The 13,786-nt window shown below is 52.2% G+C and carries 9 protein-coding genes; 8 read left to right on the top strand and 1 reads right to left on the bottom strand.

Annotated features, from left to right (window positions below; all coding sequences use genetic code 11):
* The first annotated feature begins 30 nt into the window (after positions 1-30).
* The 3 genes from treB to JQ822_RS19155 all read left to right on the top strand — a co-directional run bounded on the left by treB (position 31) and on the right by JQ822_RS19155 (position 4,056).
* On the top strand, positions 31-1,449 hold the full coding sequence (treB, locus tag JQ822_RS19165; RefSeq protein WP_213134792.1) for a PTS trehalose transporter subunit IIBC: 1,419 nt from the start codon (positions 31-33) through the stop codon (positions 1,447-1,449).
* Positions 1,450-1,498: 49 nt separating this feature from the next.
* Positions 1,499-3,151 (top strand): alpha,alpha-phosphotrehalase, encoded by a 1,653-nt coding sequence (treC, locus tag JQ822_RS19160; RefSeq protein ID WP_213134791.1) that lies wholly within the window; start codon positions 1,499-1,501, stop codon positions 3,149-3,151.
* Positions 3,152-3,312: 161 nt separating this feature from the next.
* Positions 3,313-4,056 (top strand): oligogalacturonate-specific porin KdgM family protein, encoded by a 744-nt coding sequence (locus JQ822_RS19155; RefSeq protein ID WP_213134790.1) that lies wholly within the window; start codon positions 3,313-3,315, stop codon positions 4,054-4,056.
* Between the two features lie 4 nt (positions 4,057-4,060).
* Here the strand turns inward: JQ822_RS19155 and JQ822_RS19150 are convergent, their stop codons facing one another.
* On the bottom strand, positions 4,061-4,720 hold the full coding sequence (locus JQ822_RS19150) for a MurR/RpiR family transcriptional regulator (RefSeq protein ID WP_213134789.1): 660 nt from the start codon (positions 4,718-4,720) through the stop codon (positions 4,061-4,063).
* 180 nt (positions 4,721-4,900) lie between these two features.
* Here JQ822_RS19150 and JQ822_RS19145 point away from each other — a divergent pair, with 180 nt between their 5' ends.
* The 5 genes from JQ822_RS19145 (at position 4,901) to nrdD (ending at position 13,733) form a co-directional block, all read left to right on the top strand.
* The gene (locus tag JQ822_RS19145) at positions 4,901-6,310 is read left to right on the top strand and encodes a PTS fructose transporter subunit IIC (protein WP_213134788.1); all 1,410 of its coding nucleotides are present in this window, start codon (positions 4,901-4,903) and stop codon (positions 6,308-6,310) included.
* A gap of 1 nt (position 6,311) precedes the next feature.
* A complete protein-coding gene (locus JQ822_RS19140) occupies positions 6,312-8,921 on the top strand; it encodes a glycoside hydrolase family 38 N-terminal domain-containing protein (RefSeq protein ID WP_213134787.1) in 2,610 nt (869 codons plus the stop codon).
* The gene (locus JQ822_RS19135) at positions 8,918-10,627 is read left to right on the top strand and encodes a sugar phosphorylase (protein ID WP_213134786.1); all 1,710 of its coding nucleotides are present in this window, start codon (positions 8,918-8,920) and stop codon (positions 10,625-10,627) included. Before JQ822_RS19140 ends, JQ822_RS19135 begins: the two co-directional genes overlap by 4 nt.
* A gap of 5 nt (positions 10,628-10,632) precedes the next feature.
* Positions 10,633-11,217 carry a fructose PTS transporter subunit IIA gene (locus tag JQ822_RS19130; protein WP_213134785.1) on the top strand — a complete coding sequence of 195 codons (585 nt, stop codon included), beginning with the start codon at positions 10,633-10,635 and terminating at the stop codon, positions 11,215-11,217.
* A gap of 377 nt (positions 11,218-11,594) precedes the next feature.
* On the top strand, positions 11,595-13,733 hold the full coding sequence (nrdD, locus tag JQ822_RS19125; RefSeq protein ID WP_135323341.1) for an anaerobic ribonucleoside-triphosphate reductase: 2,139 nt from the start codon (positions 11,595-11,597) through the stop codon (positions 13,731-13,733).
* The last annotated feature ends 53 nt before the right edge of the window (positions 13,734-13,786 follow it).

Below are 13,786 nucleotides of genomic sequence, written 5' to 3'. Positions count from 1 at the left end.
CTGGCGGCAGGTCAACAACAGGGCTTAATAATGAGCAAAGTAAAACAAGCAGACATCGACCGGCTGATTGAGCTGGTAGGCGGGCGCGACAATATCGCCACGGTGAGTCACTGCATTACTCGCCTGCGTTTTGTGCTGAATCAGCCCGCGAACGCCAGGCCGAAAGAGATCGAACAGTTGCCGATGGTCAAAGGCTGCTTCACCAACGCCGGGCAGTTTCAGGTGGTGATTGGTACCGAGGTGGGCGATTACTACAAAGCGCTGCTGGCGACTACCGGACAGGCCAGCGCCGACAAAGAGCAGGCGAAAAAAGCCGCGCGACAGAATATGAAGTGGCACGAACAGCTGATCTCCCACTTCGCGGAGATCTTCTTCCCGCTGCTGCCTGCGCTGATTAGCGGCGGTTTGATCTTAGGGTTTCGTAACGTGATCGGCGATCTGCCGATGAGTAACGGCCAGACGCTGGCGCAGATGTATCCCTCACTGAAAACGCTTTATGACTTTCTGTGGCTGATTGGCGAGGCGATCTTCTTCTATCTGCCGGTCGGGATCTGCTGGTCGGCGGTGAAGAAAATGGGCGGTACGCCGATCCTCGGCATCGTGCTCGGCGTCACGCTGGTTTCACCGCAGTTGATGAACGCCTACCTGCTGGGTCAGCAGGTGCCGGAAGTATGGAACTTCGGCCTGTTTACTATCGAAAAAGTGGGTTACCAGGCACAGGTCATTCCTGCTCTGCTGGCGGGTCTGGCGCTTGGATTGATTGAAACACGCCTGAAACGCATCGTCCCGGACTACCTGTATCTGGTGGTGGTTCCGGTGTGTTCACTGATTCTCGCGGTGTTCCTCGCCCATGCATTTATTGGTCCGTTTGGCCGCTGGATTGGCGACGGCGTCGCCTTTGCCGTTCGCCACCTGATGACCGGTAGCTTTGCCCCAATTGGTGCGGCGCTGTTCGGCTTCCTGTATGCCCCGCTGGTGATCACCGGCGTGCATCAGACCACGCTGGCAATTGATATGCAGATGATTCAGAGCATGGGTGGCACGCCGGTATGGCCGTTGATTGCACTGTCGAATATCGCCCAGGCCTCTGCGGTGGTCGGTATTATTATCTCCAGTCGCAAACACAACGAACGTGAAATCTCCGTTCCTGCGGCGATCTCCGCCTATCTCGGGGTCACTGAACCGGCAATGTACGGCATCAACCTGAAATACCGCTTCCCGATGCTGTGCGCGATGATCGGTTCCGGTCTCGCCGGGCTGCTGTGCGGACTGAACGGCGTAATGGCGAACGGCATTGGCGTCGGCGGCTTGCCGGGCATCCTCTCTATCCAGCCGACTTACTGGCAGGTATTTGGCATGGCGATGGTCATCGCAATTGTTATCCCGATGGTACTGACCTCATTCGTCTACCAGCGTAAATACCGTCAGGGCACATTACAGATTGTCTGACTTTTTTTCGGGGCGCAGTTGCGCCCCATCGCATTTGCAGGAAACCACAATGACTATTCCACACTGGTGGCAAAACGGCGTTATCTATCAGATTTACCCCAAGAGTTTTCAGGACACTACCGGCAGCGGCACCGGTGATTTACGCGGCGTAACGCAGCGCCTCGACTACCTGCAAAAACTGGGCGTCGATGCGATATGGCTGACCCCCTTCTACATTTCACCGCAGGTTGATAACGGCTACGACGTGGCGGATTACATGTCTGTCGATCCCGCCTACGGTACGCTGGAAGATTTTGACGAACTGGTGGCGCAGGCGAAAACGCGCGGCATCCGTATTATTCTCGATATGGTGTTTAACCACACCTCAACCCAGCACGCCTGGTTTCGCGAGGCGCTGGATAAAGACAGCCCATATCGTCAGTTTTATCTCTGGCGCGACGGCACACCAGACAGCACGCCGAACAACTGGCGCTCCAAATTTGGCGGCAGCGCCTGGGGCTGGCACGCCGAAAGCGATCAGTATTATCTGCACCTCTTCGCCCCGGAGCAGGCCGACCTGAACTGGGAAAACCCGGCGGTCCGCGCCGAGCTGAAAAAAGTGTGCGAGTTCTGGGCCGATCGCGGCGTGGACGGCTTGCGCCTCGACGTGGTGAATCTTATCTCTAAAGATCAGGACTTCCCGAACGATCCCAGCGGCGATGGGCGTTGTTTTTACACCGACGGTCCTCGCGTGCATGAATTTTTGCGCGAGATGAATCGCGACGTATTCACCCCGCGCAACCTGATGACGGTGGGCGAAATGTCGTCCACCACGCTGGAAAACTGTCAGCAATACGCCGCGCTGGACGGCAGCGAACTGTCGATGACCTTTAACTTCCACCATTTGAAAGTCGATTACCCTCATGGTGAAAAGTGGTCGTTAGCCAAACCAGATTATGTGGCGCTGAAAACCCTGTTCCGCCACTGGCAGCAGGGAATGCACAATCAGGCCTGGAACGCGCTGTTCTGGTGTAACCACGACCAGCCGCGCATCGTTTCACGCTTTGGCGATGAAGGACAATACCGTGTGCCAGCCGCCAAAATGCTGGCGATGGTGCTGCACGGGATGCAGGGTACGCCTTATATCTATCAGGGCGAAGAGATTGGCATGACCAACCCGCATTTCCGCCAAATCACCGATTATCGCGATGTTGAAAGCCATAACATGTTTGCCGAACTGAACGGCCAGGGGCGCGATGCCAACGAACTGCTGGCAATCCTCGCCAGTAAATCCCGCGATAACAGCCGCACCCCGATGCAGTGGGACACCAGTCAGCATGCAGGCTTTACCCAGGGTGAGCCATGGATCACTCTGTGTGACAACGCGGCGGAAATTAACGTGGCGGCAGCGCTGAACGATACCGATTCGGTGTTCTATACCTATCAGAAGCTGATCGCCTTGCGCAAAGCAGAGCCGGTTATCACCTGGGGTGACTACCAGGATCTGCTGCCTGACAGCCCGCATGTCTGGTGCTATCAGCGCGAATGGCAAGGGCAGCGGCTGCTGGTCATTGCCAACCTGAGCGACACCTTCCAGCCCTGGCAATCCACTCATACCGACGGCAACTGGCAGGTACTGATGCACAACTATGCCGAGGTCGCCAGCCAACCGGGTGATATGACGCTACGTCCATTTGAAGCCGTCTGGTGGCTGCAAAAGTAACGCCGCAAAGATACGGATAAGCGACTTTATCCGTATCTTTTATTGCGCATTCCGGGTGCGACGTATAGCGATACCTGAAATGTACCATGATAAAATTTACAAGCTCCGGGGAATAAAACGAAAATACACCTGCCTCTTATTATATAACCCGGCAGGATATTATGAAAAAACTTATTAGAACATGTACTCTTTCAGCATTACTGATTAGCAGCCAGGGATGGTGTGGAAATACTGCAGTTGATTTACGCTTTGGTCACAACACAAACTCTGAAGCAAATGATTCAAGAATTAAGGTCATGCACCAGGCTGATAATGGATTTTATTTTTCCGTTGAAGCTGCACAAAATCACAATGATACATTTTTCGGCGATACCGATCGTAACGACCCCGATGATAAAGGTGTTACTGAAGCCGCTCAAGAAATAGAAACACGCTGGCGTTTTGACTTAGGTGACGGTTACGCTATTGCACCAGGCTTAGTGACGGTATTTACTACCAGCAATACACATTACCGCCCATTTATTCAGGGATGGAAATCTTTCGATAATGGATTTAATCTCTCAACTCGCTATCGCTATAACACCGTAAATGACTCACACAGTGACAGAGAATTAGACGGCAGCGGTTACACTCGCCGCGAATCTCACCAGTTCGATATCTGGTTTGCTTATAATATTGGCAAGTTTGGTATGTCTTATAATCCCCGTTTCCGCTGGCAGGACGGTGTCGACCAGGGAACGGGTGATGATACGTACTGGGAACATACCGTGGCATTCAATTATAAACTGGACGATGGCTGGACCCCGTATGTTGAGCTAGTGTCTCTTGATAAAACCTACATCAATGACAACGGAAATCATGAAAATGATTACGCCGTGCGTCTGGGTATCGTTAAGCAACTCTGATGTTTTACGCCGCATCGTGTTGCAACAAATAGCAACCGATGCGGTCAACAACGGTCAGCAGCTCCAGTTGGCCTTCTCGTTGATACAAGGAAATCGCATCGATATCAATGTCCAGGGGCCAACACAGCGTAGCCAGCGCCGCTAACGAAGATTCTCTCCTGGTAATCGCAATTATTTTTAGCCCTTTACGCAGCGCATTTCTTGCCATTTCAACTAAAGAAGCGGTTTCTCCCGATTTACTGATCAGCACCAGCGTTCCTCGCGAGACCCGGGTAAGCTGGTGAATATCATTGAGAATTAAATGGGGCAAACTCGCCAGTGAAAGAAAACGAGAAAGGTAATTCAAACTGGTCAGCGATGCACCACGTGAATATAAGAATATATGACTTGAATTACTCAGCAGGTTACATAATTGTATAATTAGTTCTTCTTTTTCGTTGCCAACGCTATATATTACCGGTTCGGCGACGCGTCTGTCTCGTGAAAATTGATAGCGCAATTCGGTATAGCTTTGATACCCCATTTTTTTACACACGCGATTAACGGATGTCGTTGTAGTGAACGTCTCGTTCGCAATCACTTTAGCGGAAATACCAGAAATATCATGCGCATGGCATTGTATATATTCGAATATTAATCTTTCACTACCTTGAAAAGAATTCATAAAACAGCACTCTTTAACTAAAGATAGAATAATTATACTCGTATCTTATACCAGACACTGCAATGCGAATCACACTATCATGATACAGGTATGCCCATACGCAATTAGTATCACCAAACGTTTATTGGTTTTTTTATTTCTCTTTATAATTCCAGCAGTTCTATTTCCAGAGATTTTACAATGACAAAACAAAAGATCGTTGCAGTAACGGCGTGCCCTACAGGTATCGCCCATACATTTATGGCGGCCAACAAAATTGTCACATGGGCGAAAGAAAATGGCTTTAGCGTTAAGGTAGAAACACAAGGCAGTGATGGAGTCAAAAATAAACTAACTACACAAGATATCGCCAGCGCTGACGCTGTCATACTGGCAACGGACGTTCCCATCCAGGATGCTGAACGATTCGAGAACACGCTACATCTTAAAATACGCACGCAAGAACTGATAAAGAATACCGAGCGCTATATTCGCCAGGCGCTGGCCTTAAACAAGGGTACCACCCTCGTCAATGACGAACCCGAAGAGCGTCGTTCTGCCTGGCAAATATTTATCGGCCACATTATGGCGGCAATCAGCTATATGCTGCCTGTTGTGGTTCTCGGTGGATTGCTCATGGCGGTGGCGAAAATAACCGGACAATTTATTCCCATCGCCGGAACGCCATTTGAAGTGCTGGATAAACTGGGCTTTATGGTCATCAAGTTTATGTATCCGGTATTCGCCATGTATCTCGCCTTTTCGATTGCCGGGAAACCCGCACTCATACCCGGCCTTATCGGCGGAATTATGTCTGACGAAGTCTACAAGCGCTTTTTTAATCTCGAAGGTTTTATGCCCTCGGGATTTTTTGGCGCAATTGCCATCGGCTTTTTTGTCGGTCACCTGGTGCAATGGCTTAACGATACGATAAAAGTACGCCAGCAAATCACCACCATAAAAACCATGCTTATCGTGCCGCTGTGTACCGGTATTACGCTGGTTATTGTCATGCAGTACCTGATTAACCCCATTTTTGGCGCGCTGAATCAGATGATGGTGACCTTTTTTACCTCCGCCGGTGACTCCGGACGCAGCTTTTATTCTCTGATGATCGCGGCAGGCACCGCCTTCGACCTCGGCGGACCGATTAATAAAGCGGCTGGGTCGGTAGCGCTGGGGCTTAACGGCGTGAGCGATACCTTCGATTTAACCGCCAGAGAGCTGGCTATCGTCATCCCTTCAATCGGCGTTGGCATTGCCGCATTGCTCAATAACCGCTTCGGTCTTCCTGATGTGTTCAATAGTGAAGAAAAAACCATCGGCAGCACCTCTTTGCTGTTGGGATTCATTGGTATTTCTGAAGGGGCGATCCCCTTTATTCTGAAAAATCCTCGCCTGATCCCCGTTTTTATGGTCGGCGCAATGTCTGGCGCATTCATCGCCACAACGTTAGGCGTCAAACAATCCTTACCGCTGCCTGCCGTTTGGGGATGGCCGCTCGCCACCAACGTCACCGGCTATCTGGTAAGCGTTTTCGCAGGCTCTCTGGTGTGCGCGTTGGGCGTACTTTTCTTCAGCCCGAAACTGGCAACAACTTCAGGAAAGTAAAATGAGCCATATCCATGTCATCGCCCACACGCACTGGGATCAAGAGTGGTATTTCACGCTACAGGACAGCAATATCCTGGCGTCGCGCAACTTTGCCGATGTTATCGACACATTAGAACGTAACGCCGATTACACCTGTTACCATTTCGACGGACAAACCGCCGTGGTTGAGGATTTTCTGACCGTCAATCCGCACTATGCTGACCGCCTGAAGCAGTTGGTCAAAAACAAGCGACTTTACATCGGTCCGTGGTACACCCAGACGGATACGTTCAACGTTCACGGCGAATCGATTATCCGCAACCTGAAGTACGGCATACTTTCCGCGCGTAAACTGGGCCACGCCATGATGGTGGGATATCTGCCCGATACCTTTGGTCATAACAGCCAGCTCCCGACGCTGCTTCGCGGATGCAACCTGGACAACATCGTGTTCTGGCGCGGCATTGATCATGACACGCAGGTTGCACAGAGCCAGTTTATCTGGCGCGCACCGTCAGGTTTGCAAGTCATCGCCTGCGCCATGCCGTTTGGCTACGGGGCGGCCAAAAATATTCAGCCGGACGATGCTCACCTGCAGGAAAAAATCTTTCCGATGGTGAATCTCATCAAGCACCGCTCCGGTCTGCATGACTTACTCCTGCCCTGCGGCGGCGATCAAGTCAATATTGATCCTCTATTACCCGAGATTTTGCAGACGGTCAGCAAGCGCTCCCCTGCAGGCGATCGGTTCCAGATCTCATCGCTGGAAGCGTATGTCGATACGCTGCGTCAGCAAGCCGAGGAATTTACCTGCTGGCAAGGAGAACTGAAATCCCCGCGCTACACCCGTATCCACAAAACCATCGGCTCTGTTCGTTACGACATTAAAAAGAAAAATTACGATATCGAACAATTTTTGTTGGGCAAGCTGGAACCGACTATCGCGCTGGCCCGCCATCATGATATTGACGTCAACCTCCAGTGGGTTGATCAAATCTGGAAAAACCTGTTACGCAATCATGCCCATGACTCTATCGGCGGATGCAACAGTGATGCCACCAACCAGGATATTCTGCATCGGCTGGAACAGACGGAGCAGCTCAGCCATAGCCTGTGGAATCTGGTTATTAAAGAGCTGGCCATTGCCAGCAGCCAGGAGAACGACCTCTTTGTGGTGAACCCTGGCGCGACGCCCTGGTCCGGGGTGGTCAACGCCACGCTATACACCAGCACGCCATCCCTTGAACTCTGCGCTGGGGGGCAGACTCTCCCATTTAGCATTATTGAACAAACAGAGCTTTCCGGTGGACGCGTGATTCAGGTTACGCCACAGGGAGAAAAAGAGGTTGAGCTTCCGCCTTATTACCGCTCGCAGGTCGCTATCGACATACTGGAACTACCCGCGCTGGGTTATATCAATATTGGCGTTCGCGAGGGCGCAAGTGCCGTATCAACCCTGCATCTCTATGCTGAAAGCCACATTGAAAATGACCATTATCAGCTCACCTTTGATGGCGGAACGCTGACGCTGCGGGATAAACGTACCGGCAGAACGCTCTCTGATCTGCTGACTTTCGAAGATTGTGCGGATGCAGGTGACAGTTATGATTTTTCACCGCTGGAAGGTGATATCCCTCGGCAGTTCAACAACTTCACACTTCTCGCCTGTGAAAAGAGCCAGCACGTCGAGCGCTTAACGTTGGGCATCACGCTCAGCCTGCCTTATTCATTAAGCCAACGCGCGACGCAAGCGTGTCCGGTACAGGTTGTTTGCGAACTCCGCCAGGGCGAAACCCATCTTTTTATTGATGTCAGTCTGGAAAACAACGTTTGCGACCACCGCCTGCGCCTGCTGATCAACAGCGATATTCATACCCAGGAATCGATAGCCTCGCAGCCTTTCGGCATTATTCACCGCCCCATTGCCGACGCCCCTGCGAACTGGCAGCAACACTATCGCGAGAAGCCCGTCGATATTGAAACCAGCGAGGGAATTATCGCCATTGCGGAAAACGACAACGCGCTGGTCATTAACAGTCTGGGCATGAAGGAGTATCAGATCCTGCAAAACGCAACATCGCAAGTGGCGCTGACGCTCTTCAAATCGACAGGCGTTCTGGGACGCAACGATCTGGCCTGGCGCCCCGGACGCGCTTCCGGCATCAATAATACCGTCGTTTACACGCCTGAGGCCCAGCTCCAAAAACCCCTGCATTTTAGCCTGACGCTAAGCCTTACCGGGCGCGCCGATCATCTGACATTAAGACGTCTTGAGACCCGGGCGTTACGCCAGCCTTTCAGCTGGCAGAACCAGAAATTGAACACGCTGGACAACCGTCTGGAGCGCTTCACTCTCAATTTCACGCCGCGTTCACTGCCAGAAACTTTCAGTCTGCTGACGTTGCCTGAGCCGCTCATGCTCTCGGCGCTCTCACACGCCCAGACGATAAACGGAACAATATTACGTATTTTCAATGCCGGTGAGCATCCTGTTGAACTCCCGCCATTCCTGCAAGCGATGCCGCAGATTAACTATCTGGAAGAACCCGTTGAACATTGCCGTGAAATTGCGCCTTTCGCCACATGTGATTTCCTTTTCTCTCAGTTGGAGCGTCACGTAAAAGTATGAATATCTCCCCACATAAAGCATTTATCCGCGACACGCTGACGCAGCTCTATCCGCAAGCGGATCATCAGGCAATCGCTGCGAAGATTGAACAGCTTATCCAACGCTGGAAGCCCAAAACGCAAACGACGCTTCCGTTAGATCAAAGCCGTATCTGGATGATCGCCTATGGCGATAGCATCTGCGCGCAAGGGGCAAATCCCCTGTCGATTCTCCACCAGTTTGCAAAACTGTGGCTGAAGGGGACGATCAGTGACATCCACCTGCTGCCGATGTTCCCCTGGACTTCCGATGATGGTTTCAGCGTGGTGGATTATCGGCAGATTGATCCCAATCTTGGGCAGTGGTCAGATATTGCCGCGCTGGCGGGCGATTTCAATTTAATGTTCGATTTTGTGATAAACCATATTTCACAGCAAAGCCGTTGCTTCCAGGGCTATCTGCGCGGCGAACCGCGCTATCAAAACTACTTTATTAACGCCAAGCCGGATGAAAATTACAGCCAGATCACACGTCCGCGTACATCTCCTTTATTAACGCCATTCACGCTTAAAACAGGGGAAACGGCGCACATCTGGACCACATTCAGCGCCGATCAGATCGATCTTAACTTCCGTGAACCCGACGTTTTACTGGAAAGTATTGATATTCTTTTGGAGTATGCTTCACGCGGTGCCCAGGCAATTCGACTCGATGCCGTCGGTTTCTTGTGGAAAGAGAAAAACAGCCGCTGCATTCATCTACCGCAGACCCATCAGGTCATCAAACTCTGGCGGGCGATCCTGGAAGAAACCTGGCCTGACTGCCTGCTGATTACCGAAACCAATGTGCCGCATCAGGAAAACATCAGCTATCTGGGCACCGGGGATGAGGCCCATATGGTGTATCAGTTCCCGTTACCGCCGCTGACGCTGCATGCTTTCCTGCGCGGTAATGCGCGCTGGCTACGCCAGTGGGCGCAAAGCCTGGAGCAAGAGACGTTTCCGGACAACACCACCTTTTTCAATTTCCTCGCCAGCCATGACGGCATTGGCCTGCGGCCTGTCGAAAACATCCTCTCGACGGAAGAAAAAGCGTTCCTGGTCAGTGAAGTAGAACGTAAGCAAGGACGAATTTCCTGGCGCACAAATCCGGACGGCAGCCAGTCACCGTATGAGATGAACATTAACTTTCTGAGTGCGTTGAGCGAACCGGGAGAAGCTCCCGACGCGCAGGTCGCCAGATTTTCCGCCGCTCACGCCATTCTCTTTATGTTGCAGGGCGTACCTGCCATTTACTACCACAGCCTTCTCGGTAGCGAAAATGATATCGCAGGGTTGAACGCATCAGGGATCAATCGCCGTATTAACCGTGAAAAGCTGGATTTCGCCGCCACGCATCAGGCATTAGTCACGCCTGAATCCAGACAAGCCAGGATCTACGCCGCACTGTCGGGTCTGCTGCGAGTTCGCAAACAGCATCCCGCTTTCTCACCGTCAGCCGCTCAGCAAGTCCTTGAACTGCCGGATACGCTGTTTGGCGTCAAACGTCATCATCAGGCCGGGGAAGAAACCGTCTACTGTATTGTGAATGTCACTGGCGAATCACAAACACTTTCATTGCCCGTTACCGGTACGGACCTTCTGACAGAGACGTGTTTTAACGGTGTCTGCGAACTGGCAGGCTGGCAAACGATCTGGATCCACGTCAACGCACAACCGGAGGCATAAACAACATGGAATTGTCCACACTGACTCGTCAGGCGTTAATTTTTATCGATCCGCCGCAATCTTCTCCCGATGCGATCATCCGGCATATGTCTTCGGCATTGTTCGAATGCGGGCTGATTACAAGCAAAGAGGCTTTTATCGACAGCGTTCTGCGTCGTGAAAAGGAAGGACCGACCGCACTGGGAGAAGAGCTGGCCGTCCCTCACGGGAAATGTGATTCCGTCGTGCAGGCGTCGTTCTGTGTCGCCCTCTTTCCCGAGCCGATACTGTGGCCTGGTCTTGAAGGGCCTGAACCAGTACGGTTAGTGTTCCTGCTGGCAATCCCGCACGCGGAAGCAGGCACCACGCATATGCAGCTATTAACTCAGCTCACCTCATCGCTGGTTGACGATGAGATACGAAACGCCATTCTTAACGCCACGTCTGCCGAAGAGGTACTGGCACTGCTCTCACCTGGCACTACGCCAGCTCAGGAAGCGCCAGAAAATCGCGTGAAGAGCAATTACCTTGTACCGCTCATTTTGGGTCTCGTCGCCTCGGCGGCCTTCATCAATGCAGGTATCCACTGGATGCAGTCGTTAGCGTCATAGCCCGTTCCGGGCAGCATAACACCTGCCCGGTTTTACCCTACTGTTTTTGTTGAATAATTAATCAGAATTTTCTAACTACAATTTACAATCGCTGTACTGCCCGTCATCTGTACGCTTCAGTTTTTACTTTGCGCTACATCAATAAAATCGTAAACATCCTTGATGCAAATCACTACATATAGAACTTAAAATGCACGCCGACCCAACATGTTGTATTTATCGTCTACAATTGCTACAACATCATTTCCCTCGGTAACGGTGGAAATGTGGATAAATAGGGTCTGGATTACGGGAAGTCATTGGATAGAGAGATGAATAAACCAGTGAGCGCTTCCCAACCTCTGTGGATAACCTGTTCTTATAAATATGGAGTGATCATGACACCGCATGTGATGAAACGAGATGGCTGTAAAGTGCCGTTTAAATCAGAGCGCATCAAAGAAGCCATTCTGCGTGCAGCTAAAGCAGCGGGAGTCGATGACGCAGATTACTGTGCCACCGTCGCAGAAGTCGTTAGCAGCCAGATGAATGAGCGCAGCAAGGTCGATATCAACGAGATCCAGACAGCGGTGGAAAACCAGCTGATGTCTGGCCCGTACAAACAACTCGCCCGCGCGTACATCGAATATCGCCACGACCGTGATATCCAGCGTGAAAAACGTGGCCGCCTGAACCAGGAAATTCGTGGTCTGGTTGAGCAAACCAACTCTGCCCTGCTGAACGAAAACGCCAACAAAGACAGCAAAGTGATCCCGACCCAGCGCGACCTGCTGGCCGGTATCGTCGCCAAGCACTATGCGCGTCAGCACCTGCTGCCGCGTGATGTGGTTCAGGCGCACGAGCGCGGTGATATTCACTATCACGATCTCGATTACTCGCCGTTCTTCCCGATGTTCAACTGCATGCTGATCGACCTGAAAGGCATGCTGACGCAAGGCTTTAAGATGGGTAACGCGGAGATCGAGCCGCCAAAATCTATCTCTACCGCCACTGCCGTCACCGCGCAAATCATCGCGCAAGTTGCCAGCCACATTTATGGCGGCACCACCATTAACCGTATTGATGAAGTTCTCGCGCCGTTCGTCACCGAGAGCTTTAATAAACACCGTAAAACTGCTGAAGAGTGGCAGATCCCGGATGCCGACGGCTATGCGCATTCCCGTACCGAGAAAGAGTGCTATGACGCATTCCAGTCCCTCGAGTATGAAGTGAATACCCTGCATACCGCCAATGGTCAGACGCCGTTCGTCACCTTTGGTTTTGGTCTGGGAACCAGCTGGGAATCGCGTTTGATCCAGCAGTCCATTCTGCGCAACCGCATTGCCGGTCTGGGTAAAAATCGTAAAACCGCCGTGTTCCCGAAACTGGTGTTCGCGATTCGTGACGGCCTGAACCACAAGTTTGGCGATCCGAACTACGACATCAAACAGCTGGCGCTGGAGTGCGCGAGCAAGCGCATGTATCCGGACATCCTGAACTACGATCAGGTGGTGAAAGTGACCGGTTCGTTCAAAACCCCGATGGGCTGTCGCAGCTTCCTCGGCGTGTGGGAAAACGAGAACGGCGAACAGGTTCACGACGGGCGTAACAACCTCGGTGTGATTAGCCTCAACCTGCCGCGTATTGCGCTGGAAGCACACGGTGATGAAGCCACTTTCTGGAAACTACTCGACGATCGCCTGGTGCTGGCGCGTAAAGCTCTGATGACCCGCATCGCGCGTCTGGAAGGCGTGAAAGCCCGCGTTGCGCCAATCCTGTATATGGAAGGTGCCTGCGGCGTGCGTCTGAAAGCCGACGATGACGTGTCTGAAATCTTTAAAAATGGCCGCGCGTCAATTTCATTGGGTTACATCGGTATTCACGAGACCATCAACGCGCTGTGTGGCGACAAGCACATGTACGACAGCGAACAGCTGCGCGCCAAAGGTATCGCCATTGTGGAACGTCTGCGTCAGGCAGTTGATCAGTGGAAAGACGAGACCGGCTACGGCTTTAGCCTGTACAGCACACCGAGCGAAAACCTGTGCGACCGTTTCTGCCGTCTGGATACCGCCGAATTTGGCGTAGTGCCGGGCGTGACCGACAAGGGTTATTACACCAACAGCTTCCACCTCGACGTAGAGAAGAAGGTCAATCCGTACGACAAGATCGATTTCGAAGCGCCATACCCGCCGCTGGCGAGCGGGGGTTTCATTTGCTATGGCGAATACCCGAACATTCAGCACAACCTGAAAGCGCTGGAAGACGTCTGGGATTACAGCTATCAGCACGTACCGTATTACGGGACCAACACGCCAATCGATGAGTGCTACGAGTGCGGCTTTACCGGTGAGTTCGAGTGCACCAGCAAAGGCTTCACCTGCCCGAAATGCGGTAACCACGACGCAGCGCGCGTGTCGGTCACCCGCCGCGTCTGCGGTTATTTAGGCAGCCCGGACGCACGTCCGTTTAACGCCGGTAAACAAGAAGAAGTGAAGCGCCGTGTTAAGCACTTAGGCAACGGGCAGATCGGTTAATCACCTACCACGCTAACGCCCGGTGACGCTACGCTTACCGGGCATGGTTACAA

Origin of the sequence: Citrobacter sp. FP75 (assembly GCF_018342065.1) — a bacterium.
In the GTDB taxonomy this organism is placed as follows: Bacteria; Pseudomonadota; Gammaproteobacteria; order Enterobacterales; family Enterobacteriaceae; genus Citrobacter.
The sequence above is the reverse complement of the archived record's forward strand: the minus strand, read 5'-3'. Positions and strand labels throughout refer to the sequence as shown.

Bases quoted from the DNA above. Each gene is read 5' to 3' on its own strand.
- JQ822_RS19145 (WP_213134788.1), top strand. From the start codon at position 4,901: ATGACAAAACAAAAGATCGTTGCAGTAACGGCGTGCCCTACAGGTATC.
- nrdD (WP_135323341.1), top strand. From the start codon at position 11,595: ATGACACCGCATGTGATGAAACGAGATGGCTGTAAAGTGCCGTTTAAA.
- treC (WP_213134791.1), top strand. From the start codon at position 1,499: ATGACTATTCCACACTGGTGGCAAAACGGCGTTATCTATCAGATTTAC.
- JQ822_RS19135 (WP_213134786.1), top strand. From the start codon at position 8,918: ATGAATATCTCCCCACATAAAGCATTTATCCGCGACACGCTGACGCAG.
- JQ822_RS19130 (WP_213134785.1), top strand. From the start codon at position 10,633: ATGGAATTGTCCACACTGACTCGTCAGGCGTTAATTTTTATCGATCCG.
- JQ822_RS19150 (WP_213134789.1), bottom strand. From the start codon at position 4,720: ATGAATTCTTTTCAAGGTAGTGAAAGATTAATATTCGAATATATACAA.
- treB (WP_213134792.1), top strand. From the start codon at position 31: ATGAGCAAAGTAAAACAAGCAGACATCGACCGGCTGATTGAGCTGGTA.
- JQ822_RS19140 (WP_213134787.1), top strand. From the start codon at position 6,312: ATGAGCCATATCCATGTCATCGCCCACACGCACTGGGATCAAGAGTGG.
- JQ822_RS19155 (WP_213134790.1), top strand. From the start codon at position 3,313: ATGAAAAAACTTATTAGAACATGTACTCTTTCAGCATTACTGATTAGC.